A 23,642-nucleotide genomic window follows, 5' to 3' on the forward strand; every position below is an offset into this window, starting at 1 on the left:
CGCCCCCGCTGACGGGTCCGCCGTCGGAGGTTAGGCTTGCCTACCATGACTGACACGACGGCGAGCCGCGGTGCTCCGCCCGCGGACCGGCGCACGCCGAGGACCGCGACGGTCAGCGCCGTGCGCCGGCTGACCCCGCACATGGTCCGGGTGACCCTGTCCGGGGGCGACCTGCCCGACGTCGACCCGACCGGGTGCACCGACCGGTACGTCAAGCTCGTGCTGGGGCCGCCCCCCGTCGAGGGCGCGCGCCCGGTGGTGCGGGCCTACACCATCCGGGCTGTCCGGGGCGCCTCCTGGGACCTGGACGTCGTGGTGCACGGCGACGAGGGCCTCGGCGGGCCCTGGGCCGCCACGGTCCAGCCGGGGGACGAGGTCACGTTCCTCGGACCCGGCGGCGGTTATGCGCCCGACCCCGCTGCTCCCTGGCACCTGCTCGTCGGTGACGAGTCGGCGCTGCCCGCCGTGGCGGCGACGCTCGAGGCGCTGCCGGAAGGTGTCCGGGCGCACGCCGTCGTCGAGGTGGCCGGTCCGCAGGACGAGCTGCCGGTCGACACGGCGGCGGACGTCACGCTGACCTGGGTGCACCGCGGGACCGCGACGCTGGAGGACACCGTCCGGGGCCTGCACGCGGCCGGCGAGCTGCCCGACGGCGTCCCGCACGCGTTCCTGCACGGGGAGGCCGGCAGCGTCCGCGAGCTGCGCCGGTGGGCCCGCACCGTGCTGGGGGTGCCGCGCGAGCTGCTGTCGGCGTCCGGCTACTGGCGACGTGGTCACGACGACGAGTCCTGGCGCGCCGTGAAGAAGGACTGGAAGTCCGCCGTGGAGCAGGACGACGCCGCCATCGCGGCCACCCCGTCCTGACCGCCCCCGAGGAGATCCCCTCCGTGACCACCCCCTCGTGACCGACGAGCGTGCTCGTTCGGTCCCTCATCTCATCGGATGAGGGACCGAACGAGCACGCTCGTCGGTGACGGTGACGGTGACGGTGACGGTGACGGTCGGCGGAGGGCGAGTGGCGTCAGAAGCCCAGCGCCGCGTTCATCTCCTTGGCGAGGGAGTTCAGCCGTTCCCGGGCCTCGACCCGGGCCGTGCCGACGTCGAGAGCCGTCGCGTCGACCCCGACGTCCGTGACGACCTCGAGGTAGCACTTCAGCTTCGGCTCCGTGCCCGACGGGCGCACCACGACCCGGGTGTCGTCCTCGGCCAGCAGCAGGACGCCGTCCGTCGGGGGGAGTCCCTCGTAGCCGTCCGCCAGGTCGGCGACGACCCGCACCGGTGACCCCCCGAGCTCGCGAGGCGGTTCGGCGCGGAGCCGTGACACGGCGGCGGGGATCTCGGACAGGTCGCTGAACCGGGCCGAGAGCTGGCCCGTGACGAACAGGCCGTGCGCGCGGGCCACGTCGTCGAGCGCGTCGATGAGCGTGCGGCCCGAGGCCTTGAGCCGTGCGGCCAGGGAGGCCACCACGACGGCGGCGCTGATCCCGTCCTTGTCCCGGACGTGCTCCGGGTCGACGCAGTAGCCGAGCGCCTCCTCGTAGCCGAACACCAGGCCGGGTGCGCGGGAGATCCACTTGAACCCCGTCAGGGTCGTCGTGTGGTCCACCCCGGCGTCGGCGGCGATCCGCGCCAGCGCACGGGAGGACACCACCGAGCTCGCGACCGTCGAACCGGGACGGCCGACCGACCGGGCCACCGCCTCGCTGCCGAGCAGGATGCCGACCTCGTCGCCGTGCAGCATCCGCCAGCCGCTCGACCGTGCGGTCTCCACGCCCTGGTGGGTGCCCTGGGTGATGTCCAGCACCGCGACCGCGCAGCGGTCCGCGTCCGGGTCGTTGGCGATCACCAGGTCGGCGCCGCAGTCGATCGCCAGCCCGAGCGCCAGGTCCATCGCCCCGGCCTCCTCGGGGTTGGGGAACGCGACCGACGGGAAGTCGGGGTTCGGCGCGACCTGCTCCTCGACGGGGATGACGCGCGTGAACCCGGCGTCGCCGAGGGCCCGTGCGAGCATCGGCCCGCCCACGCCGTGCAACGACGTCGTCACGATCGTCAGGTTCGCGGCCGCGTCCGGTGCGGCGGTGCGCAGCGGCGCCAGCGAGGCGAGGTACTCCTGGACGATCTCCCGCCCGAGCACCGTCCACCCGTCGTCGGCGCGGGGGACCTCGTCGGCCGGGCCCACGTCCGTGACGTGAGCCGCGATGCGTTCGTCGTGGGGCGAGACGAGCTGGGCGCCCTGTCCCTCGTCGGTGACGACACGACCCCCGAGGTAGACCTTGTAGCCGTTGTCGGCGGCGGGGTTGTGGCTCGCGGTGACCATCACGCCCGCGTCGGCGTCCAGGCGCCGGACGGCGTAGGCGAGGACCGGCGTGGGCAGCGCGGCCGGCAGGAGCAGGACCTCGACGCCGGCGGCGGTGAGGACCGCGGCGGTGTTCCGGGCGAAGGTCGCCGACCGGTGGCGGGCGTCGTAGCCGACCACGACGCGCGGACCGGCACCGGGGCCGAGCGTGTCGTGCAGGTAGGCGCCCAGCCCGGCCGCGGTACGCACCACGACGGCGCTGTTCATGCGGTTGGGGCCGGCCGCCATCGTGCCGCGCAGACCGGCCGTGCCGAACTCCAGGGTGCCGTCGAACCGGTCCCGCAGGTCCGCCAGCGCCGACGGGTGCCGGGTGCCGCCGTCGGCGGAGGCGTACCCGACCAGGCGGGTCAGCTCGTCGACGTCCGTGTCGTCGATGTCGTGTCGAATCCAGTGCTCGACGCGGACGAGCAGCTCGTCCAAGGACTCCGTCATCCTGGTCTTCCCCCTAGATCTCGCGGACGATGCGGGCCAGCAGGTCGCTGATCCGCGGGCCGGCGGCCTGTCCGGCCTCGAGCACCTCGGCGTGCGACAGCGGGTGCGGGCTGACACCGGCTGCGAGATTCGTCACCAACGAGATCCCCATCACCTCCATGCCGGCGTGCCGCGCCGCGATCGCCTCCAGCGTGGTGGACATCCCCACGAGGTCGGCGCCCAGCACGCCGGCCATCCGCACCTCGGCGGGCGTCTCGTAGTGCGGGCCGGGGAACTGGGCGTACACGCCCTCCGGCAGCTCCGGGTCGACGGTCCGCGCCAGGTCGCGCAGCCGCGCCGAGTAGACCTCGGTGAGGTCGACGAAGGTGGCCCCCTCCAGCGGGGAGGTGGCGGTCAGGTTCAGGTGGTCCTTGATCAGCACGGGCTGCCCGGGGCGCCAGGCCATGTGCAGTCCGCCGCACCCGTTGGTCAGGACCGCCGTCGTGCAGCCGGTGGCCGCCGCGGTCCGCACGCCGTGCGCGACGCGCCGGACCCCGCGGCCCTCGTACAGGTGGGTACGTCCGCCGATGACGAGCGCGTTGCGGGTGGAACCGTCCGGCCGCTCGACCCGGATCGAGCGGGTCGTGGCGACGTGCCCGTCCACCGAGGGCCGCGCGAACCCGGGGATCTCGTGGGTGGGGAACTCGGCCACGACGTCGCCGACCAGCTCGGCGGCGCCGCCCCAACCGGACCCGAGGACGAGCGCGACGTCGTGGCCGCTGACGCCCGTGACCTCGGCGATGTGGTCGGCTGCTGCGCGGGCGACGTCGAACGGGTCGGTGGCCGGATCGTCGAGATCCGGCGTCGTAGCAGGTGTGGTGCTCATGGACCCGAGGGTATCCCTGCGAACGGCGGTCCGCCGGTGCTGCCACAATGGCACCCGTGATGGCCGAGAAGACTGCCCCTGCCGGACCCAACCGCACCGTCGTCGTCATCGGCGGCGGCCCCGGAGGCTACGAGGCCGCGCTCGTGGCCCGACGTGCGGGAGCCGAGGTGACGGTGGTCGAGCGCCACGGGCTCGGCGGCGCGGCCGTGCTGACCGACGTCGTCCCCTCCAAGACGCTGATCGCCACCGCCGAGTGGCTCACGTTCGCCGAGTCCGCCCCCGAGCTCGGCATCCGCACCGGTGGGTCCCCGGTCGTCCCCGGGGACGACCAGGAGACCCGGCGGGCGCTGGTCGACCTGGAGGCCGTCAACGCCCGGGTGCTGGCCCTGGCGGCCGCCCAGTCGTCCGACATCCGGTCCCGTCTCGAGCGTGAGGGCGTCGTCGTGGTGGAGGGCTCCGGGCGTCTCGACGGCCCCAGCCGGGTGGTCGTGACCCCGTCCGCCGGCGGCGCCGAGCAGACCCTGGACGCCGACATCGTGCTGCTCGCCACCGGCGCCACGCCGCGCACGCTGCCGACGGCCGAGCCGGACGGCGAGCGCATCCTCACCTGGACCCAGCTGTACGACCTCGACGAGCTGCCCGAGCGGCTCATCGTCGTCGGGTCGGGCGTCACCGGCGCCGAGTTCGCCGGGGCGTACCAGGCGCTCGGGTCCGACGTCGTGCTCGTCTCCTCGCGCGACCGGGTGCTGCCCGGTGAGGACGAGGACGCCGCCGAGCTGCTCGAGGGCGTGTTCCGGTCCCGCGGCATGACCGTGATGTCGCGCTCGCGGGCCGCCGCCGCCGAGCGCACCGAGGACGGTGTCGCCGTCACGCTGGAGGACGGCCGCGTGGTCGAGGGCTCCCACGTCCTTATCGCCGTCGGCGGCGTGCCGAACACCGAGGGGCTCGGGCTGGCCGAGGCCGGCGTCGACGTGCGCCCGTCCGGTCACGTCGACGTCGACCGCGTCTCGCGCACCTCGGTGCGCGGCGTCTACGCCGCGGGCGACTGCACGGGGGTGCTGCCGCTGGCGTCCGTCGCGGCCATGCAGGGCCGGGTCGCGATGGCGCACGCTCTGGGCGACGCCGTCGCGCCGCTGCGTCTGGGCACGGTGGCCGCCAACATCTTCACCGCCCCGGAGATCGCCACGGTGGGCGAGTCCGAGGCCCGGCTGCGCGAGCGCGGGTCGCGCTACATCACCACGACGCTGCCGCTGGCGCGCAACCCGCGCGCGAAGATGCACGGGGTGCACGACGGCTTCGTCAAGCTGTTCGCCCACCCGGAGGCCGGGGTCGTGCTCGGCGGCGTCGTCGTGGCCCCCCGCGCCAGCGAGCTGATCTTCCCGATCACGCTGGCGGTCTCCCACCGGCTCACGATCGACGACGTCGCGGACGCGTTCACCGTCTACCCGTCGCTCACGGGCACGATCGGGGAGACCGCACGGGTCCTGCACGGCCAGCTGACGGACTGACCCGGGGCCGTCGGCGATGCGGAACCGCCCCCTTCGCCGTCGTCGGCAGGCGAACCGGCGACGGGAAGGGGGCGGCGTCGTGCGGGCCGGACCTCCCCGGCTCCTGATGCGGTGTTCGTGTCCCTACGTGTTCTTGCCGTGGCCGACAGGTGCTCCGAACGAGAACGACTCGTCGCCGAACGAGTAGAACGCCCCGCTCGTCTCGTCCTCGATGGAGATGTTGGTCCAGGTGCCGGCGGTCAGCGTGGAGGTCTGTCCGCCGGGGCACTCCAGGACGTCGGCGGCCGGGACGACCGCGAGGGTCACCGAGCCGACGATCTGCCCGTTCTTCCCCGCGGTGAACGTGTCGCTGCCGGAGACCTGCGTGGTGATCGTGGTCTTCTTCGGGTCGGCCGGGTTGTTGCCCCCGCCGTTGATGCACTGGTACGTCGCCTCGAGATCGGCGTACGCGGTGATCGTCTCGACGGCGCCGCTCGGAAGACCTGCTTCCTTGAACGAGACCGTGAGGTCGAAGTCGCCGTCGACGGACGCCTCCATGAAGTTCCCGATGAAGTGCGGGTTGCCGTTGGGTGCGGCCAATGCCGGACTCGCGGTGATCAGCAAGGCTGCCCCTGCCGCTGCCAGGGCAGCGGCGACTCGCTGGGTGAACATGGTCGATTCCTCTCCAGGGAACCGCTGATACCTGGGCGTCCCCGGACCCGGCCGACGCCCCCGTTGCGTCGATGCGGATTCCCCATATCACACTACGCCGGGCTCCGCAGGACTTCTAGAGGCGAGCTCGCCCGGCCGCACCGCGTGCTCCCCGCGGCCAGGAAGTACACCTAGCCCGCCGTCCCGTCGGCGCCCTCGACGGTCACCAGGAGCGGCCGGTGGTCGGAGGCGACGACGTCCAGCACCTCGAACGACGTGACCGTCAGGTCTGCGGAGACGTAGACCCAGTCCACGCGGTAGCGGGGAGCGGCGGCCGGCGAGGTCAGCGCGGCCGGGTCGCCGGCGGCGTCCTGGGCACTGACCAGCCCGGCGTCGTCGAGGACCTCGAGCTCGGGCCAGCCGGGTTCGGCGTTCAGGTCGCCGGCCAGCAGGTAGGGTCCGTCGACCGGCTCGGCGGCGATCAGGGCCTCGAGCTGGTCGCGCCGGGTCGCCCCGTTCTCCTCGCGATGCTGCAGGTGCGTGACCACGACGCGGACCTGCTCGGTGCTCGCCGGCCCGGCCGTGTCGAGCGGACGGAACGTCGCGGCCAGCGCGGACCGGTCCTGCGGGCCCTCCCCGTACGGCAGCTCGACGCGCTCCACGTCGCTCGCCGTGACGCGGGCCGGGTCCCACAGCAGCGCGTTGCCGAACCGCCGGTCCGCCGCGGGGACGAACGCGTGCTCCAGGCCCGTCTCGTGAGCCAGGAAGGTCAGCATGTCGGCCCCGCCGCCGACCACCCAGCCGCGGGAGACCTCCTGCAGAGCGACGACGTCGGCGCCGGAGGAGCGGATGACCTCGGCCATCTCGCCGAGGCGCACCGACGGGTCGGCGCTGACGCCGTAGTGCACGTTCCAGGACAGCACGGTGAGCTGCCCGCGGTCCGCCGGGCCGGGAGCGGTCGTACCGTCGCGGCCCGTCCCCGCGGTGGCCGTCACCACGACGCCGACCACCGCCAGCGCGGCCACCGCACCGGTGAGCAGGGGCCCCGCGGTCGGGGTCAGGCGGGCCAGCCGGCGTGAGCCGATGAGGGAGGGCAGGGCGACCGTCGCGGCGGTGACCACGGGCACCAGGCCGGCGGGCACCGGCAGGGGGACGTCGAAGTGCACCTGGTAGAGCAGCAGGGGCAGCGCCGTGCCCAGGCCGGTGGCCGCCGTGACCCCGACCAGCCGCCGGCCGCCGAGGTTCCGGGCCGGTCGCGACCACGCGGCGGTCAGCGTCCGGGCCCCGGCGGCGGGCAGCACCGCCGCCACGAGAAGCAACGTCACCGACCAGACCACCGGCGGGTCGGCGAGGCGGGGCACGGTGAGGAACAGCAGCCAGGTGCCGCCGACGAACGTCACGGCGGACGCCCACGGCCCGACGACGGGGCGGTGCACGGACAGCGCGACCCCGACCGCGAGGGCTGCGAGCGCCGTGCCGGCCGCCGCGACCGCCATCGGCAGCTCGGTGGTCGCGGCGACGAAGGCCGGGTTCGCGAACGACTGCACCCCGAGGGCGACGAACGGCCCGAGCAGCCACAGCCCCCGGGCGCCCGGCCGTGCCGGGCCGCGGCGCAGACGCACCGCGGTCCACAGGGCTCCGGCGCCGAGAGCGGCCGTGACGGTCCAGCCCGCCACGTCCGCGCGCCAGACGGCGTCCCAGGTGTCCAGCAGCACGAGCACGGCGGCGGAGCCGAGCAGACCCAGCGTCACGCCGCGGGCCACGAGGGAGCCCGGCGCGGGGGCGCGGTCCTGCCCGGTGCCGGCGGCCGCGGGCGGAGTCCCGGAGGCGAGCGCGGCGACCAGGACGAGCGTGCCGAGGCCGAGGGCGACGGTGCCCAGCCCGCCGTAGAACCGGACCACGCCCAGCTCGGGGGCCAGCGGCACGGCGGCGATCCGCGTCCCGAGCAGCTCGAGGGCGAGGCGCGCGGCCACCAGCACGGACACCGCGACCAGCACGGTGCGCCCCGTGACCGGCCGGCCGAGGGTCAGCGCGGCGACGACGACCGTCGGCGCGAGGTACGTGACCAGTGCGGCGACCGACGCCGTGGCGACGCCGTCGGCCAGGGCGTGGTCGAGCAGCGGTCCGCTCGCCCGGACGAGCTCGGCGACCACCGCCGTGACCAGCGCGAGCAGCACGAGCAGGTGCCGGTCGCGCGAGGTCGGGTTCACCCTCGGGAGGCTATCGCGAGCAGGCGCGGCACGGCCTCGGCGAACGCGGGGTGCAGCGGCAGCTCGGCCAGGGCCGGGACCGGCACCCAGGCCACCTCGATGCTCTCGTGGTCGGTCGCCGCCGGGACCAGCTCGACGCCGTCGGCCACGTGACCGACCACGGTGGTGTAGGTCCACACCCCGTGGTCGAGCACGTGCTCGCCGACGACGAGCACCCCGGCAGGGTCGATCCCGGCCTCCTCGGCGGCCTCGCGCAGCGCACCCGCCTCGGGGGACTCGGTCGGGTGGACGGCTCCGCCCGGGATGCCCCACGTGCCGCCCTCGTGGGACCACGTCGCGCGGTGCTGCAGGACGACGTGCGTGGCCTCGCCGGAGGAGCCGACGTCGCGGCGCACCAGGAAGAGCCCGGCGGCGCCGTGCAGGCCCCAGTGCCGGTGGTCGCCGCAGACCACCCAGCCGTCACCGGGGTGACGGTGGTGCGCAGGACCGGGCAGCACGGGACGCACCGGTCAGGAGATCTCGCAGATCGCGGTGCCCGCCGAGACGCCGACGCCCGGTGCCAGGGTCAGCGCGGTCACGGTGCCCGCGCGGTGGGCCGTGATGGGCTGCTCCATCTTCATGGCCTCGAGCACCACCACGAGGTCGCCCTCGGCCACCTCGTCCCCCTCGGTGACGGCGACCTTGACGATGGTGCCCTGCATGGGCGAGGCGAGGGTCGTGCCGGCGTTGCCGCCGCCGGTCGGGCGCCCGTTGCGCCGCGCGCGGCGCGCCGGGCGTGCGGCGTCGGCGCGTCGGGCACGGCCGGCGGCCATGCCCAGACCGGCCGGCAGCACGACCTCGAGCCGGCGCCCGCCGACCTCGACGACGACGCGTTCCGGCGCCTCCTCGACCGCGTCCTCGGTCTCGGCGGCAGGTGCGGCGCCGGTGGGGGACAGGGACGGGAGAGTGTCGGCGAAGTCGGTCTCGATCCAGCGGGTGTGCACGGCGAAGTCCTCGCCGCCGGACGGCACGAAGTCGGGGGCCTCCAGCACGGCGCGGTGGAACGGGACCACCGTGGGGATGCCGGCGACCTCCAGCTCGCGCAGCGCGCGGCGGGCGCGCTGCACGGCCTGCGTGCGCGTGGCGCCGGTGACGATCAGCTTCGCGATCATCGAGTCGAACAGGCCCGAGACGCTGTCACCCTCGACGACGCCGGTGTCGACACGCACGCCCGGCCCGGACGGCCAGCGCAGCGTCGACACGGTGCCCGGTGCCGGCAGGAACCCGGCAGCCGGGTCCTCGCCGTTGATCCGGAACTCCAGGGAGTGGCCGCGCACGGTCGTGCTGTCGTAGCCGAGCTCCTCGCCGGCGGCGATCCGCAGCTGCTCGCGCACCAGGTCGATGCCCGTGACCTCCTCGGTGACCGGGTGCTCGACCTGCAGGCGGGTGTTGACCTCGAGGAACGACAGCGTGCCGTCGGTGCCCACGAGGAACTCGCAGGTGCCGGCGCCCACGTACCCGGCCTCGCGCAGGATGGCCTTCGACGCCCGGTCGAGCTCGGCCTCCTGCTCGGCGGTGAGGAACGGCGCGGGGGCCTCCTCGACGAGCTTCTGGTGGCGGCGCTGCAGCGAGCAGTCACGGGTGGAGACCACCACGACGTTGCCGTGGGTGTCCGCGAGGCACTGCGTCTCCACGTGCCGGGGCCGGTCCAGGTAGCGCTCGACGAAGCACTCGCCCCGGCCGAAGGCGGCGACGGCCTCGCGCACGGCGGAGTCGTACAGCTCGGCGATCTCGTCGTCCGTGCGCGCCACCTTCAGGCCGCGGCCGCCGCCGCCGTAGGCGGCCTTGATGGCGATCGGCAGCCCGTGCTCGGCGGCGAAGGCGCGGACCTCGGCCGCGTCCGCCACCGGGTCGGCGGTGCCGGGCACCAGCGGCGCGCCGGCCCGCTGGGCGATGTGCCGGGCGCTGACCTTGTCGCCGAGGGACTCGATGGCGGCGGGCGGCGGGCCGATCCAGGTGAGTCCGGCGTCGATGACGGCCTGGGCGAACCCGGCGTTCTCGGACAGGAACCCGTAGCCGGGGTGCACGGCGTCGGCGCCCGAGCGGCGGGCGACGTCGAGCAGCTTGTCCACGTCCAGGTAGGTGTCGGCGGCGCGAGCGCCGTTCAACGCGAACGCCTCGTCGGCGAGCCGGGCGTGCAGCGCCTGCCGGTCCGGGTCGGCGTAGACCGCGACGGAGGCGATGCCGGCGTCGGCGCAGGCACGGGCGATGCGGACGGCGATCTCACCACGGTTGGCGATGAGGACCTTGCTGATGGAGGGCACGGCTCACGGTAACGCGCACCGACCGCTCAGCCCGTACTCCCCGCGCCCTCGGGGAGAAGTCTGTGCCGGGTGCCAACGCCGGTCACGGCCGTTTGTGCACATCCCACATGGACCGGGGGTCCGGGGGCCCGGGGGAGGGGCGTGCGTTGGCGGTTTCGTCAGGCTCCGGTGCCGTGGCACAGGGTGTGCCACGGCACGTCGATCTCCGCCAGCAGCGCGCGCAGCAGCGGCAGGGACACCCCGACCACGCCGTGGTGGTCACCCTCGAGCCGCTCGACGTACGGGCCGCCGAGACCGTCGATGGTGAAGGCGCCCGCCACGTGCAACGGCTCGCCGGTGGCGACGTAGGCGTCGATCTCCTCGTCGTCGAGGTCGGCGAACCAGACCGTCGTCGAGCTCGTGGCGCCGAGAGTCGCGCCGGTGCCGCCGTCGTCCGGGTCGCGGGCGTCGACGACCCAGTGGCCGCTGTGCAGCACACCCGACCGGCCGCGCATCGTGCGCCAGCGCTCGCGTGCCTCGTCCGCGTCGGCCGGCTTGCCGACGACCTCGCCGTCGATCTCCAGCATCGAGTCGCAGCCCAGCACCAGGCCGTCGGTGTCGCCCGCGTCGCCCTCCTCGATCCGGCGGGCCACCTCCTCGGCCTTGGCCTGGGCCAGGACGAGCACGGCGTCCGACGGCGGCAGGTCCGGGTAGCGTTCCCGGGCCGCGGCGAGCACCGCGTCCTCGTCGACGCCGCTCACCAGCACGGCAGGGTCGACGCCGGCGCTGCGCAGGGTGGAGAGGCGGGCGGGGGACTGGCTGGCCAGGACGAGTCGCGTCACGCTCGGCACCCTACCCGCCCCACCCCCGACGTTGTGGGCATGAGATCTGCAGCCCTCGTCGGGGGCGGGGCCGCAGATCTCATGCCCACAACGTCCGGAGCGACGTCAGGTGAGCAGGGCGGCCGCGGCGATCATCACCACGGGCGAGGCGAGGGTCGTCATGAGCACCGTGTCCCGGGCCAGCACCTCGCCCCGCCGGAACCGGGCCGCGTAGTTGTAGATGTTCTGCGCCGCCGGGAGGGCCGCGAGCGTCACCGCCGTCGCGACCGCCTCGTCGTCCAGGCCGAACCCGAACCGGGCGACGGCGAACGCGACCGCGGGCATGACCAGCGCCTTGAGCACGGTCGCCACGACCACGGGCGCCCGGCCCTCCTCGCCGCGCAGCGGCCGCGAGCCGTGCAGGGACATGCCGAACGCCAGCAGGATCATCGGCACCGCGGCGCCGCCGAGGATCTCCAGCGGGGCCAGCACGACGTCGGGGACCGTCACGCCGGTCAGGGAGACCGCCGCCCCGGCCAGGGCGCCCAGGATGATGGGGTTGCGCACCGGCTGGCTGAGGACGAACCCGAGCGACACCCGTCGGCTGGTGGCCGAGTCCAGCAGGAGCAGCACCAGCGGCGAGACGATGAGCAGCTGCAGGCCGATGATCGGCACCACCGCCGTGGCGTCGCCGATGACGTACGCGGCCACCGGCAGGCCGATGTTGCCGGCGTTGACGTACCCCGATCCCAGCGCGCCGATCGCGGTCTCGGGGACCTGCAGCCGCCACCAGAGGCGGTTGACGACCACGAACACGCCGGCCGCCGTCAGCGCCGCGACGAGCTGGACGAGCAGCGGGGCCCCCAGCAGCCGGCCCAGGTCGGCGTCGGCCACGATCGTGAACAGCAGGGCCGGGGAGGCGATGAAGAACCCGACCCGGTTCAGCGCCTCCCGGGCGTGGACCCCACCGATCCGCAGCCGGGCGGCGACGTAGCCCGCCGCGACGACGAACCCGATGATCGCGAAGCCGGTGAGGACCCCCTGCACGTCAGGCGAGCGAGGAGCGCAGCACGTCCAGCCCGACCGACCCCAGACCCAGCGCCCGGGCATGGAAGGCCCGCAGGTCGAACTCCTCGCCCCGGGCCTCCGCCGCCGCGCGGTGGTCGTCGCGGATCTGCTCCCACAGCCGCTGGCCGACCTTGTACGACGGGGCCTGTCCCGGCCAGCCGAGGTAGCGGTCCAGCTCGAAGCGCAGGAAGTCCGCGTCCATGTCCGCGTTCGAGGTCAGGAAGTGCCAGGCCTTGTCGGCGTCCCAGGTGCCGCCGCCCCACTCCTCCGGGCACGGCTTGCCCAGGTGCACGCCCAGGTCGAGGACGACGCGGGCCGCCCGCAGCCGCTGGGCGTCGAGCATGCCGAGGCGGTCACCCGGGTCGTCCAGGTGCCCGAGGTCGGCCATGAGGCGCTCGGCGTACAGCGCCCAGCCCTCGCCGTGGCCGGAGACCCAGCAGGCCAGGCGGCGCCACCGGTTCAGCGTGTCCGACGCGGACACCGCCGCGGCGCACTGCAGGTGATGCCCCGGCACCCCCTCGTGGTAGACGGTCGTCGTCTCGCGCCAGGTCGTGAACTCCGTGACGCCCGGCGGGACCGACCACCACATGCGGCCCGGACGGGAGAAGTCGTCGCTCGGCGGGGTGTAGTAGATGCCCCCGGTCTGGGTGGGCGCGATGCGGCACTCGACGGTCCGGACCGGGCCCTCGATGTCGAAGTGCGTGCCGGCCAGGGCCTCGATCGCCGCGTCGGCGGTGGTCTGCATCCAGGTGCGCAGCGCGTCGGTGCCGTGCAGCTGCCGCTCGGGGTCGGCGTCCAGCACCGCGACGGCGTCGGTGACGGTCGCGTCCGGGCCCGCGATCTCCCGGGCGACGGCCTCCTGCTCGGCCACGATGCGGGCCAGCTCGGCCAGCCCCCACTCGTAGGTCTCGTCCAGGTCGACCGTGGCGCCGAGGAACGCGCGGGAGGCCAGCGCGTAGCGCTCGCGGCCGACGGCGTCGTGCTCCGGGGCCTGCGGTGCGAGCTCGTGCTCCAGGAAGTCCGCCAGCTCGCCGTAGGCCGCGCACGCGGCGGCGGCACCCCGCTCCAGCTCGGCCCGCACGAGGCTGCAGGCGGCCGAGTCGTCCAGCACGCGCGCGGCGTCGTCACCCCGCACCAGGGCGGTGAACGTCGACTCCGGGCCCGCGAGGTCGCGGGCCTGCCCGATGGCGGCGCGCACCTGACGGATCGCCGCCACGCGGCCCCGCTCGGCGCTCCAGCGCAGCGACGCGGTGTAGCCGGCCAGCGCCTCCGGGACGGCGTTCAGCCGCGCGGCGATGTTCTCCCAGGCCTCCACGGTCCCGGTGGGGACCACGTCGAACACGTCGCGCAGCTCCTGGACCGGGGAGGCGATGTTGTTCAGCATCGCCTGCACCTCGCCCGCGGCGTGCAGCTCGAGGCCCAGGCCGATGCGCTCGCGCATCGCCGCCAGGGTGACCCGGTCCACGTCGTCGACGGGTGCCTCGCCGGCGGCCTCCAGCTCGTCGAGCTCACGCAGGATCGCGCGGTCCAGGTCGGCACGTGCCTCGTGACCGGCGGGCGAGAAGTCCGGCAGCTCGTGGTCGTGCCCGGGCAGGCCCATGAACGAGGCCGCGACCGGGTCGAGCGCGGCGGACCGCAGGACGTAGGCGTCCGCGGCGGCGTCGAGAGCGGTGGGGGTGCGGGGCGTGGTGGCGCTCGAGGTGGCGGCGCCGAGGGTGTCGTGGGTCACCCGACCGAGGCTATCCCAGCGTGTCGAGGGGATTCGCTCCGGTCGTCCCCCGCCGTGGTCGCGGTGAGCAGCGCGCGGAGCCGTCGGCGGTGCTCCGTCGCCAGGCCGACGACGTCGAACGCCTCCTCGGTGCGTGCCGCCACCTCGGCGACGAGCGGCGTCGTGCGTGACACCCAGGACTCCACCTGTGCCGTGGTCCACGTCTGCTGCCGGTCCGCCGTCGGTGCGTGGGACGGTCGGCCCGCCATCGCGCGGACGGACGCGGCGTAGTCGTCGGCCACGTCGTCCGGGGAGACGCCCGCGTGCCCCAGCAGCAGGGCGCTGATCATGCCCGTGCGGTCGCGTCCCGCGGAGCAGTGCACGAGCACCCCGGGCCTGGCGTCCGCGACCGCCTCGAGGGCGGTGCGCACGAGGTCCGGCAGGATCCGCCAGTTGTGCGGCCAGTACTCCGGGGAGTCGAGGATCGGGAAGCAGGTCCGGCGGAACTCGGGGTCGGCGCGGTCCTCGGTGGGTGCCGCCACCATCGTGACGCCGTCGTGCGCCGTCCGCGGGACCACGGGGTCGCCGTCGCGGGGGCCGACCTCGTCGGCGCAGCGCAGGTCCACGACGGTGCGCACGCCCCAGGTACGGGCCGCCGTCCAGCCCGCCGCCGTGAGCCGTTCACGGCGCGGCCCGCGGGCGACCCGCCCCGTCAGCGTCCGGCCCGTCGGTGACAGTGGCGTCACCAGACCTCCGAGGTCACGGACGTTCGGGTAGCCGTCCCAGGGCAGGTCACGCATCGCGGCACCCTACCGGGCACAGGTCGAGCGTCTCTGCTGTGCCGGACCACAGGTCGTGCGGCACGAACAGAGACGCTCGATCACGAGGGTAGAGGAACCTCACGCCGGCGGCGGTGTGCGGTCTTCGTAGCGCTCCACCCGGTGGTGCGTGCGCTGCCGGTTCTGGACCAGCCCGAGGATCAGCGCCAGGATCCCCGCCGCGATGCAGATGTACCCGACGATGTTGAGGTTGACGACCTCCCAGGTGTCGGGCGCGATCGCGAAGGCGAGGATCGCCCCGACCACGATGAGGAAGATTCCGCTTCCGATGCCCATCGGCACTCCTCCGTTCCCGGACGCCGGTGCGTCCGTCGCCCCGATGGTTGCCGAGATGTCGCATCTTCGCGACACGAGGGCGCGGGGGAAGACGCCGTCAGCGGGTCCGGCGGCGGACCTGGTCGGCCCAGTCGCGGTGGTAGCGGGCCACGACGTCGTCGGAGCCCGGGGCCCACCACACGGCGACGGGATCGCCCGGGCGCGGGCCGAGGGGGTCGCCGTCGGACACGAGCAGCGACCACGTGTCCTCGGCCGTGTCGCCGTCGCGGGGGTAGCTGAGCAGTCCCCGCAGCATGACGCCGTCGCCGACGGGACGTTCGGTGACCGTCACCGAGCCCGTCGTCGACCGGGCGTCCCGGCGCAGCGCCTCCACGCCCCGGGTCTCGCGGGCGAGCCGCTGGTCGTCGCGGTAGCGGACCAGGGCCGCCACGGCGGTGACGGCCAGCAGGGCGAGCAGGGCCAGCATCAGGCCGAGCTCCAGCTCGCCCGAGGGGTTCTCGACCAGGCGCTGCGTCGCGTACACGCCGGCGGTCGCCGCCAGGGCGGGGGCCCACAGCCAGCGGCGCAGCCAGCCGGGCCGCTCGGGGGTCGGCAGGTCGCCCAGGGGTGCCTCGACGGCGGCGGCCGACCCGGCCTGCTCCCAGCGCACGCTCACGACCGGAAGCTCCAGCGCCAGGCGTCCACGTTGTGGCGTCCGGACCGGCCACCGAAGCTGCGGGCCGTGGCCGCACCGTTGCCGCGCAGGTTCCGGGCCCGGTTGGTCCACTCGTCCACGGGCGCGACGTCGTCCGGCAGGTCGTCCTGCGCCGACACGGCCGCCAGACCGGCCACGAGCGCCGCGACCTCGAGGTCGTCGGGCGCTCCGCGCACCACGCGCACCTGGGGTGTCATGCGTCCTCCTCGTCGTCGGGGTCGTTGCCGAACCCCGGGGCCAGGCCGCGCGAGGCGGCCCACTCCATCACCTGGTACCCGCCCTCGGTCATCCGGGTCGCCGCGTCCTGGCCGGCCTCGTCGAGCAGCTCGATGACGCCGTCGAGCGTCATCGACGCCCCGGGCGGGGGGTCGGCGACGACGAAGCCCAGGTAGAACACCTCCGCGGAGACCGTCCCCTCGGGCAGGTCCTCCTCGTCGGTCGCGGGCCGGCTGCCGGGCTCCGGCTCCCAGACGGACGTCGTCAGGTCCGGGTGCATCCCGAGCGCGTCGTGCAGCGTGTCGAACAGGGCGGCGTTGAGCGTGCCGACCTGGTTCTCCAGCGCGAGGATCCGCGGGTCCTCGTCGGCCTCGGTGGCGCCGAACTCGGCCCGCACCCCGACGGCCGCGTCGACGTACCGGTGCAGCGCCTCGGCGAGCGAGTCCACGGCACGGTGCATCGGGTCCGGGTCGACGTCGCCCAGCGGCGCCGGTCCGTGGGTGGCGTCCTCGTGGCTCATCGCTCGATCTTCTCAGACACGTCCCTCACAGGGGGATGTTGCCGTGCTTCTTCGGCGGCAGGCTGGCGCGCTTGGTGCGCAGGGCACGCAGCGACCGGACCACCTGGACGCGGGTCTCCGAGGGGCGGATCACCGCGTCGACGTAGCCGCGCTCGGCCGCGTCCCACGGGTTGACGATCGCGTCGGTGTACTCGTCGGTGAGCCGGGTCCGCTCGGCCTCGACGTCCTGCCCGTCCGCCGCCGCGGTCTTCAGCGCCCGCCGGTGCAGGATGTTCACGGCCCCCGAGGCGCCCATGACGGCGATCTGCGCCGTCGGCCACGCGAGGTTGACGTCGGCGCCCAGCTGCTTGGACCCCATGACGATGTACGCCCCGCCGTACGCCTTGCGGGTGATCACGGTGACCAGCGGCACCGTCGCCTCGGCGTAGGCGTAGATGAGCTTGGCGCCGCGGCGGATGATGCCGTCGTGCTCCTGGCCGACACCGGGGAGGAACCCCGGCACGTCGACGAAGGTCAGGACCGGGATGTTGAACGCGTCGCAGGTGCGCACGAAGCGGGCGGCCTTCTCCGAGGCGGCGATGTCCAGGGTGCCGGCCATCGACTGCGGCTGGTTGGCGATGACCCCGACGCTCTGACCCTCGACGTGGCCGAACCCGACGAGCACGTTCTGCGCGTACAGCGGCTGCACCTCGAGGAACGAGTCCGGGTCCAGGACCGTCTCGATCACCGTGCGCATGTCGTACGGCTGGTTGTCGCCGTCCGGGACGATCGCGTCCAGCGCCTCGTCGTCCGGCGTGGCCTCCAGCGCGGTCTCCTCCTCGGGCGGGAACGTGGGCGCGTCCGAGAGGTTGTTCTGCGGCAGGTACCCCACCAGGTGGCGCACGTAGTCGATCGCGTCGTCCTCGTCGGCACCCAGGTAGTGCGCGACGCCGGAGGTGGCGTTGTGCGTGTGCCCGCCGCCGAGCGTCTCGAAGTCCACGTCCTCGCCGGTGACGGTCTTGATGACGTCCGGGCCGGTGATGAACATGTTCGACGTCTGGTCGGCCATGACGATGAAGTCGGTCAGCGCCGGGGAGTACACGGCGCCGCCGGCGCTCGGCCCCAGGATGAGCGAGATCTGCGGGACGACGCCCGAGGCCGCGACGTTGCGGCGGAACATCTCGGCGAACTGCGTCAGCGCGGCCACACCCTCCTGGATGCGGGCCCCGCCGCCGTCGGAGATGCCGATGATCGGCACCCCGATCCGCAGCGCGAGGTCCTGGACCTTGGCGATCTTCTCGCCGTGCACCTCGCCGAGGGACCCGCCGAAGACGGTGAAGTCCTGGGAGAACACGCAGACCTGGCGGCCGTCGATGGTGCCGTGGCCGACCACGACACCGTCGCCGGGCAGGCGCTTGCTGTCCATGCCGAAGTTGCGGCTGCGGTGCATCGCCAGGGCGTCCAGCTCGGTGAAGCTGCCCCCGTCGAGCAGGTCGTCGATGCGCTCGCGGGCGGTCTTCTTGCCGCGCGCGTGCTGCTTGGTGCGGGCGTTCTCCTCGGGCTCGGTGACCGCGGCCGCGCGGCGTCGGTCGAGCTCGGCGAGCTTCTCGGCAGTGGTCTTCACACTGGCGACCCTAGGACTCCCCGGCGCGTGGGGCGATGCGCGACAGGCCGTGTCGACCCCGGTGATCTTGGAGGATTCCTACAATCCGCCCCCGGACGGTCCCGGGAACCCGCCGCGAGGCACCACGATGGAGGCATGACGCGCCCACCTCTCGACGTCGCCGCGCTGCGACCCGCCCTGCTCGCCCCGACCGGACCCCTCGCCCGGGTCGACGTGGTGGAGACCGCCGCGTCGACCAACAGCGACCTCGTCGCCCGCGCCCGCGCCGGGTCGCAGATCCCCGCGGCGCTCGTCGCCGAGCACCAGCAGGCGGGGCGCGGTCGGGCCGGCAGGGCGTGGCAGACGCCGCCGCGGGCGGCGCTGACGGTGTCGTTCCTGCTGCGTCCCCAGGTCCCGGCCGACGAGCTCGGCTGGGTGCCGCTGCTGACCGGGCTGGCCCTGGCGCGCACCCTGCGCGCCGAGGGGGTCTCGGCGTGGGTCAAGTGGCCCAACGACGTCCTGCTGCCGGCCCCCTCGGAGTGCGAGGGACTCGGCCGTCACCGCAAGGTCGCGGGTGTCCTGGCCGAGGTGGTGCCGGACGCAGCCCCGACCGGCGCCGGGGAGGGGCAGGAAGGCACCGCCGTCGTGGTGGGCGTGGGGCTCAACGTGGACCAGTCCGTCGACGAGCTGCCGGTGCCGGCCGCGACGTCGTTGGCACTGGCGGGGCAGGAGCTCGACCGCGGTGAGCTGCTCGTCGGGCTCACGGGGGAGCTCTTCACGCTGGTCGCCCGCTGGGAGGCCGCCGGGGGCGACGCGGTCGAGGCCGGGCTCGCGGGGGAGTACGCCGAGGTCAGCGCCACGCTCGGCCGGGCCGTGCGGGCCGAGCTCGCGGGCGGAGGCGACGTCGTCGACGGCGAGGCCGTCCGGGTGGCCGACGACGGGGCGCTCGTCCTGGCCACGGCCGCCGGGGAGCGGGTCGTCACCGCGGGCGACGTGCACCACCTGCGCGCGGTCTGAGTCCCGGCGAGGACCGCCCCCGGACGTCCAGGTCCCGCACAGGTGACCCCCGTTACAGTGGCCCCGTGACGAGCCAGACCTCCCCCGACCCGCGTGATCGCACCGCTCAGGAGCGTGCCGACACGGCCCGCCGCACCGACGAGGCCATCCTGGGCGGGCCGCGGGTGTACACGCTGGCCGACCTCGTGGCGGGGACGGGGCTCTCCACGGAGTTCGTCGAGAACTACTGGCGCTGGCTGGGTCTGCCGGTCACCCACCCGGAGGAGGCGCGCTTCACGGCCGCCGACATGGAGTCGCTGCGCGAGATCGGCACCCTCATCGAGGAGGGCCAGCTCGACCAGCAGGCGCAGATGACCCTCGTCCGGTCCCTGGGGCACACCTCGGACCGCCTGGCGCTGTGGCAGGTGGAGGCGTTCGTCGAGCACCTGGGTCGTCGCTACGCCCTGGACGACGTCAGCGCGCGCCTGGCCGCGGTGGACCGGATCCCCGGGTTCGCCGACGTGCTGGCCCGGCAGCTCGAGCACGCCTGGCGCCGCCAGCTCGCCGCGCTCATGGGCCGGTTCGCCACCGAGTTCGGCAGCTCGAACGAGGCCCGGCTGCCGGGTGACCAGCTGCCCCTGCGTCGGGCGATCGGGTTCGCCGACATCGTGTCGTTCACCAAGCGCACGGCCGGTCTCGGGTCGCAGGAGCTGTCCGAGTACGTCCAGCTCTTCGAGTCCCGGGCCCGGGACGTCATCACCGAGGCCGGCGGTCGCGTGGTCAAGACGATCGGGGACGCCGTGCTGTTCGTCGCCGACGACGTCGCCACGGGCGCCGAGTGCGCCCTCGGGCTGGCCGCGCCCCACTCCACCGACGAGATCCCCGTGCGCGTCGGGTTCGTCTGGGGGCGCGTGCTGTCGCGGTTCGGCGACGTGTTCGGCCCGGACGTGAACCTGGCCTCGCGCATCTCGGAGCTGGCCGAGCCGGCGACCGTGCTCGTCGACCCGCCGACGGCCGCCCTGCTGGCCTCGTCGGCGCGCTACGCCCTGACGGCGCAGGCGCCGCGGGAGGTCCAGGGCCTGGGCGAGATCACCCCGGTGCGCCTGCAGCGCGCCTACACCGGCTGAGGCCTCAGAGCAGCACCGGCTCGGGGTCCCGCGGCTCCGGGTCGGGGGCGATGAGTCCCTCGTCGTCGAACCGGACGTTCCCGACGCGGGGTCCGATCGGCCGGGTGTGCATCGGTGCCGAGGGGTTCTCCAGGAGGGCGCTCGCGTGCTCGGCATCGACGGACGGGTCGAGCCATGCGTCCCACGCCTGCCGCGGCAGGGCCACCGGCATCCGGTCGTGGATGCGTTCGAGGCCGTCCGCCGCCGCGGTGGTGATGACGGTCGTGGAGACGAGCCACCGGTCGGGGTCGTCGTCGGCGCGGGTGCGGTCCCGCCAGAACTCGTAGAGCCCCGCGAAGGCGGCGACCTCACCGTCGGCGGGCCGGATCCAGTACGCCTGCTTCGGGGTCCTGCGGGTGCCGGGCGGAGCCTCGAGCCTCCGCCACTCGTAGTACCCGTCGGCGGGGACCAGGCAGCGCCGGACCCCCAGCGGCTTGGCGAACGCGGACTTCTCCAGGAGGGTCTCGCGGCGGGCGTTGATCATGCGGGCGCCGATCCCGGGGTCCTTCGCCCAGGAGGGGACGAGCCCCCACCGGGCCACCTGCAACGTGCGGGTGATCTCCCCGGCGGTGGTGCCGCCGTCGGGCAGGGGTTCGCGCCGGGGACGTTCGACGACGATCCGCACCGGGTCGGTCGGGGCGACGTTCCAGCGCGGCCCGAGCAGGCGGGCGTCGTCCGCGATCTCGGCGACGGCGAGCTCGTCGGCGAGGTCCTGGGCGTCGGTGAAGGAGGCGAAGCGGCCGCACATGAGGTCATCGTCCCCCGGACCGCCGACATCGGCGGTGAGAGGGGTCACGGCGAGCGGCCCTCGTGATCGTCGTATCGTTTCGATAGCATGAAGCCCATGCCCGAGAAGACCACCGTGCTCCAGCGCGCCCGCTCGCCGTTCCGCTGGATCCTCATGCTCGGTGCTCTCGCGGCCCTGCCGGCCTTCACGGTCGACATGTACCTGCCGTCGCTGCCCGAGGTCGCCGACGACCTCGGCTCCACGGCCTCCTACGCCCAGCTGTCCGTCTCGGTGATGCTCATCGGTGGCGCCGCCGGCCAGCTCGTCATCGGGCCGCTCTCGGACCGGTTCGGACGCCGCGCCCCGCTGGTGTGGGGGCTGGCGCTGCACGTGGTGACCTCGCTGCTGTGCGCCCTGGCGCCCACGATGTCGGCACTCATCGTCCTGCGGCTGCTGCAGGGGTTCTTCAACGCCGCCTGCACCGTGGCCGCGATGGCCGTGGTGCGCGACCGCTTCGTCGGGGCGGAGGCCGCCCGCATCCTGTCGCGGCTCATGCTCATCATCGGCGTGGCGCCGATGCTCGCGCCGACCTTCGGCTCCGCGGTCGCCGCCGCCGCGGGCTGGCGCTGGGTCTTCGCCGTCCTCGCGGTCGGCGGTGCGAGCCTGGCCGTGGTCGTCTGGCGCGCCATGCCCGAGACGCTGCCGGCGGCACGCCGCCAGCCCGGCGGAGCCGGCAGCGTGCTGCGCGGCTACCGGGACCTGGTGCGCGACCGGCACTTCATGGGGCTCGCGGTCCTGCCCGGCCTCGGCCAGGCCGTGCTCATGAGCTACGTCGTCGGCTCGCCGTTCGTCTTCCAGGAGTACTACGGCCTCAGCCACACCCAGTTCTCCCTCCTCTTCGCCCTCAACGGCCTCGGCCTGGTCGTCTCGGCCCAGATCAACGCCGCCCTGGTGCGCCGGGTCGCGCCGATCCGCCTGCTGCGGGCCGCGCTGGTGCTGCAGGGCGTGTTCGCCGTGGGGCTGGTCGTGGTCGCGCGGACGGAGTTCGGGGGCCTGCTGGGCCTGCTGGCGCTGCTGTGGATCGTGCTCGCCTTCCAGGGGCTCATCCCCGCCAACGCCTCGGCGATCGCGCTGTCCCGCCACGGTGAGCGGGCCGGGTCCGCGGCCGCCGTCATCGGCGCCGTGCAGGCCGGGACCGCCGGTGCCGTCTCGCCGCTCGTCGGTGTCCTCGGCGGTGACGCCGTCGCGATGACCACGGTCATGCTCGGGGCGTGGACCGCGGCGATCTGCGTGCTCGCCTTCGCCACGCCCGCCTTCCGCCGTGGCGGGTGGGTCCACCTCGCCTGAGCCCGGGACACGCCGTCGACCGCCCGTGCGAGGAGGCGTCGGTTTAGGGTGACAGGGTGAAGGAATCCAGTCCCCGGCATCTCGGGCACCTTGCCGGGCACCCGGTACTGCGCTGGGTCGCCCTGGGGGTGACCGCGGTCCTCGCGCTGGTCGGAGCGGCATCGATCGCCGCGTACGTCGACCTCAAGTCGCAGATCGAGGTCTCCGACGTCGACGCGTTGATCGGCCGGCAGCGACCGGAACGCGACCCGGTGGCCGCGGCCTCCGACGAGCCGGCCGACCCGAGCGACCCCTTCGCCGGGCAGGACCGGAACATCCTGGTCATGGGGACCGACTACCGCGACGCGGAGAACGCCGAGATCGCCGGCTCCGGGGACGAGTTCCACTCCGACAGCACGCTGGTGATGCACATCAGCGGCGACCGGACCCGCATCGAGGCGATCTCCATCCCACGCGACTCGCTCGTGGACATCCCGGCCTGCCCCCGGCCCGACGGCAGCTCCACCGCGCCCCAGAGCAACGCGATGTTCAACACCGCGTTCTCCCTGGGCGGCGGACCGGAGCAGGACCTCACCGCGGCCGCGGCCTGCACGCTCCTGACCGTCGAGTCGCTCACCGGCCTGACGATCGACGACCACGTCGTGGTCAAGATGGCCGGCGTGGTGGACATCGTCGACGCCCTCGGTGGGGTGCCGATGTGCCTGCCGGAACCGGTGATCGGCGACTCGCGGTACAGCGACCTGGAGCTCGACGCCGGACGCCAGGTGCTGGACGGGGAGACCTCGATCCAGTTCCTGCGGGTGCGCAAGGGCGAGGGCATGGGGCTCGAGCTGGGCAGCGACTTGCGGCGCATCGAGCGTCAGCAGGCGTTCGTGGACTCCATGCTCCGCGAGGTCCTCGACCAGAACCTCATCACCAACACCCCGAAGCTGTACCGGATGGTGCGGGCGTCGCTGAAGTCGATGTCCACCAGCCCGGAGCTGGCGAGCCCCAGCGCGCTGGCCGGCCTGGCCTGGAGCCTGCGCAACGTCGACCCGTCCAGCATCGTCTTCGAGTCGGTCCCGGTGGTCGAGGCCCCCACCGACGCCAACCGCGTGGTCTGGACCCACGAGGCGGCCGACCTGTGGCAGCGGTTCGCCGACGACGTCCCGCTGCACGGCGAGGCCACGCCCACACCCACGCCGAGCGACTCGCCCGAGGACGGCGTGGTCGAGGCGGAGACCACCGCCGACGAGGGCACCGGGTCGGCAGGCTCCGACGGCGCGGTCGACGAGTCCGGTGACGGCGCCGGCGGGGGTGGCCAGGGCGGCACCGTGAGCGCGGACAACCCCGGCACCTCCGACCCCTCGCCGAGCCCGTCGCCCAGCCCGTCGCTGCTGCCCGGCGTGTGCAGCTGAGC

The 23,642-nt window shown here is 74.3% G+C and carries 22 protein-coding genes; 6 read left to right on the plus strand and 16 right to left on the minus strand.

The features are described 5' to 3' along the window. The first annotated feature begins 45 nt into the window (after nucleotides 1-45). A complete protein-coding gene (locus Q6349_RS07175; protein ID WP_304603485.1) occupies nucleotides 46-864 on the plus strand; it encodes a siderophore-interacting protein in 819 nt (272 codons plus the stop codon). A 157-nt stretch (nucleotides 865-1,021) separates the two neighbouring features. On the opposite strand, the gene Q6349_RS07180 is transcribed toward Q6349_RS07175, so the two are convergent. Beyond that, nucleotides 1,022-2,788, minus strand: a complete 1,767-nt coding sequence (locus Q6349_RS07180) for a phospho-sugar mutase (RefSeq protein ID WP_171247450.1) — start codon at nucleotides 2,786-2,788, stop codon at nucleotides 1,022-1,024. Nucleotides 2,789-2,801: 13 nt separating this feature from the next. After that, nucleotides 2,802-3,653 carry a purine-nucleoside phosphorylase gene (locus Q6349_RS07185; RefSeq protein ID WP_171247451.1) on the minus strand — a complete coding sequence of 284 codons (852 nt, stop codon included), beginning with the start codon at nucleotides 3,651-3,653 and terminating at the stop codon, nucleotides 2,802-2,804. A gap of 59 nt (nucleotides 3,654-3,712) precedes the next feature. Between Q6349_RS07185 and Q6349_RS07190 the strand changes: the two genes are divergently transcribed. Next, nucleotides 3,713-5,161: an NAD(P)H-quinone dehydrogenase gene (locus Q6349_RS07190; protein WP_304603486.1), complete on the plus strand. Its 1,449-nt coding sequence runs from the start codon at nucleotides 3,713-3,715 to the stop codon at nucleotides 5,159-5,161. 123 nt (nucleotides 5,162-5,284) lie between these two features. Here Q6349_RS07190 and Q6349_RS07195 read toward each other — a convergent pair whose 3' ends face one another. The 13 genes from Q6349_RS07195 to Q6349_RS07255 all read right to left on the minus strand — a co-directional run bounded on the left by Q6349_RS07195 (nucleotide 5,285) and on the right by Q6349_RS07255 (nucleotide 18,028). Continuing rightward, nucleotides 5,285-5,812 carry a hypothetical protein gene (locus Q6349_RS07195; RefSeq protein WP_304603487.1) on the minus strand — a complete coding sequence of 176 codons (528 nt, stop codon included), beginning with the start codon at nucleotides 5,810-5,812 and terminating at the stop codon, nucleotides 5,285-5,287. Between the two features lie 170 nt (nucleotides 5,813-5,982). After that, nucleotides 5,983-8,001, minus strand: a complete 2,019-nt coding sequence (locus tag Q6349_RS07200) for an endonuclease/exonuclease/phosphatase family protein (protein WP_304603488.1) — start codon at nucleotides 7,999-8,001, stop codon at nucleotides 5,983-5,985. After that, the gene (locus Q6349_RS07205; RefSeq protein WP_304603800.1) at nucleotides 7,998-8,495 is read right to left on the minus strand and encodes an NUDIX domain-containing protein; all 498 of its coding nucleotides are present in this window, start codon (nucleotides 8,493-8,495) and stop codon (nucleotides 7,998-8,000) included. Before Q6349_RS07205 ends, Q6349_RS07200 begins: the two co-directional genes overlap by 4 nt. 15 nt (nucleotides 8,496-8,510) lie before the next feature. Next, complete coding sequence (locus Q6349_RS07210) at nucleotides 8,511-10,304, minus strand: biotin carboxylase N-terminal domain-containing protein (RefSeq protein ID WP_304603489.1); 1,794 nt, start codon at nucleotides 10,302-10,304, stop codon at nucleotides 8,511-8,513. Between the two features lie 158 nt (nucleotides 10,305-10,462). Next, nucleotides 10,463-11,125 carry a nucleoside triphosphate pyrophosphatase gene (locus Q6349_RS07215; RefSeq protein WP_304603490.1) on the minus strand — a complete coding sequence of 221 codons (663 nt, stop codon included), beginning with the start codon at nucleotides 11,123-11,125 and terminating at the stop codon, nucleotides 10,463-10,465. A 105-nt stretch (nucleotides 11,126-11,230) separates the two neighbouring features. Then, a complete protein-coding gene (locus tag Q6349_RS07220) occupies nucleotides 11,231-12,151 on the minus strand; it encodes an AEC family transporter (protein WP_304603491.1) in 921 nt (306 codons plus the stop codon). Nucleotide 12,152: 1 nt separating this feature from the next. Then, nucleotides 12,153-13,901: a DUF885 domain-containing protein gene (locus Q6349_RS07225; RefSeq protein WP_304603492.1), complete on the minus strand. Its 1,749-nt coding sequence runs from the start codon at nucleotides 13,899-13,901 to the stop codon at nucleotides 12,153-12,155. Continuing rightward, nucleotides 13,898-14,680 (minus strand): tyrosine-protein phosphatase, encoded by a 783-nt coding sequence (locus Q6349_RS07230; RefSeq protein ID WP_304603493.1) that lies wholly within the window; start codon nucleotides 14,678-14,680, stop codon nucleotides 13,898-13,900. Before Q6349_RS07230 ends, Q6349_RS07225 begins: the two co-directional genes overlap by 4 nt. A gap of 99 nt (nucleotides 14,681-14,779) precedes the next feature. Then, nucleotides 14,780-14,995, minus strand: a complete 216-nt coding sequence (locus Q6349_RS07235) for a DUF6458 family protein (RefSeq protein ID WP_304603494.1) — start codon at nucleotides 14,993-14,995, stop codon at nucleotides 14,780-14,782. Nucleotides 14,996-15,092: 97 nt separating this feature from the next. Then, nucleotides 15,093-15,650, minus strand: a complete 558-nt coding sequence (locus Q6349_RS07240) for a hypothetical protein (RefSeq protein ID WP_304603495.1) — start codon at nucleotides 15,648-15,650, stop codon at nucleotides 15,093-15,095. After that, a complete protein-coding gene (locus tag Q6349_RS07245; protein ID WP_304603496.1) occupies nucleotides 15,647-15,886 on the minus strand; it encodes an acyl-CoA carboxylase epsilon subunit in 240 nt (79 codons plus the stop codon). Before Q6349_RS07245 ends, Q6349_RS07240 begins: the two co-directional genes overlap by 4 nt. Next, nucleotides 15,883-16,425, minus strand: coding sequence for a hypothetical protein (locus tag Q6349_RS07250; protein ID WP_304603497.1), 543 nt, complete (start codon nucleotides 16,423-16,425; stop codon nucleotides 15,883-15,885). Before Q6349_RS07250 ends, Q6349_RS07245 begins: the two co-directional genes overlap by 4 nt. Before the next feature lie 25 nt (nucleotides 16,426-16,450). After that, the gene (locus tag Q6349_RS07255; RefSeq protein ID WP_304603498.1) at nucleotides 16,451-18,028 is read right to left on the minus strand and encodes an acyl-CoA carboxylase subunit beta; all 1,578 of its coding nucleotides are present in this window, start codon (nucleotides 18,026-18,028) and stop codon (nucleotides 16,451-16,453) included. Nucleotides 18,029-18,163: 135 nt separating this feature from the next. Between Q6349_RS07255 and Q6349_RS07260 the strand changes: the two genes are divergently transcribed. Both Q6349_RS07260 and Q6349_RS07265 read left to right on the plus strand, forming a co-directional pair. After that, entirely contained in the window at nucleotides 18,164-19,024 is an 861-nt protein-coding gene (locus Q6349_RS07260) for a biotin--[acetyl-CoA-carboxylase] ligase (RefSeq protein ID WP_304603499.1), read from the plus strand. A gap of 65 nt (nucleotides 19,025-19,089) precedes the next feature. Beyond that, nucleotides 19,090-20,130 (plus strand): adenylate/guanylate cyclase domain-containing protein, encoded by a 1,041-nt coding sequence (locus Q6349_RS07265; RefSeq protein WP_171247464.1) that lies wholly within the window; start codon nucleotides 19,090-19,092, stop codon nucleotides 20,128-20,130. 4 nt (nucleotides 20,131-20,134) lie between these two features. On the opposite strand, the gene Q6349_RS07270 is transcribed toward Q6349_RS07265, so the two are convergent. Further along, nucleotides 20,135-20,917 carry an SOS response-associated peptidase gene (locus Q6349_RS07270; protein WP_304603500.1) on the minus strand — a complete coding sequence of 261 codons (783 nt, stop codon included), beginning with the start codon at nucleotides 20,915-20,917 and terminating at the stop codon, nucleotides 20,135-20,137. Nucleotides 20,918-21,013: 96 nt separating this feature from the next. Between Q6349_RS07270 and Q6349_RS07275 the strand changes: the two genes are divergently transcribed. After that, nucleotides 21,014-22,243 carry a multidrug effflux MFS transporter gene (locus Q6349_RS07275; RefSeq protein ID WP_171247466.1) on the plus strand — a complete coding sequence of 410 codons (1,230 nt, stop codon included), beginning with the start codon at nucleotides 21,014-21,016 and terminating at the stop codon, nucleotides 22,241-22,243. Nucleotides 22,244-22,299: 56 nt separating this feature from the next. Next, on the plus strand, nucleotides 22,300-23,640 hold the full coding sequence (locus Q6349_RS07280) for an LCP family protein (RefSeq protein WP_304603501.1): 1,341 nt from the start codon (nucleotides 22,300-22,302) through the stop codon (nucleotides 23,638-23,640). The last annotated feature ends 2 nt before the right edge of the window (nucleotides 23,641-23,642 follow it).

This window comes from Isoptericola sp. 178 (assembly GCF_030586525.1).
GTDB classification, from domain to species: Bacteria; Actinomycetota; Actinomycetes; order Actinomycetales; family Cellulomonadaceae; genus Isoptericola; species Isoptericola sediminis.

Coding starts and splice junctions, on each gene's coding strand:
- Q6349_RS07175 (WP_304603485.1), top strand. CDS start 46: ATGACTGACACGACGGCGAGCCGCGGTGCTCCGCCCGCGGACCGGCGC.
- Q6349_RS07180 (WP_171247450.1), bottom strand. CDS start 2,788: ATGACGGAGTCCTTGGACGAGCTGCTCGTCCGCGTCGAGCACTGGATT.
- Q6349_RS07185 (WP_171247451.1), bottom strand. CDS start 3,653: ATGAGCACCACACCTGCTACGACGCCGGATCTCGACGATCCGGCCACC.
- Q6349_RS07190 (WP_304603486.1), top strand. CDS start 3,713: ATGGCCGAGAAGACTGCCCCTGCCGGACCCAACCGCACCGTCGTCGTC.
- Q6349_RS07195 (WP_304603487.1), bottom strand. CDS start 5,812: ATGTTCACCCAGCGAGTCGCCGCTGCCCTGGCAGCGGCAGGGGCAGCC.
- Q6349_RS07230 (WP_304603493.1), bottom strand. CDS start 14,680: ATGCGTGACCTGCCCTGGGACGGCTACCCGAACGTCCGTGACCTCGGA.
- Q6349_RS07235 (WP_304603494.1), bottom strand. CDS start 14,995: ATGGGCATCGGAAGCGGAATCTTCCTCATCGTGGTCGGGGCGATCCTC.
- Q6349_RS07245 (WP_304603496.1), bottom strand. CDS start 15,886: ATGACACCCCAGGTGCGCGTGGTGCGCGGAGCGCCCGACGACCTCGAG.
- Q6349_RS07250 (WP_304603497.1), bottom strand. CDS start 16,425: ATGAGCCACGAGGACGCCACCCACGGACCGGCGCCGCTGGGCGACGTC.
- Q6349_RS07260 (WP_304603499.1), top strand. CDS start 18,164: ATGACGCGCCCACCTCTCGACGTCGCCGCGCTGCGACCCGCCCTGCTC.
- Q6349_RS07270 (WP_304603500.1), bottom strand. CDS start 20,917: ATGTGCGGCCGCTTCGCCTCCTTCACCGACGCCCAGGACCTCGCCGAC.
- Q6349_RS07275 (WP_171247466.1), top strand. CDS start 21,014: ATGCCCGAGAAGACCACCGTGCTCCAGCGCGCCCGCTCGCCGTTCCGC.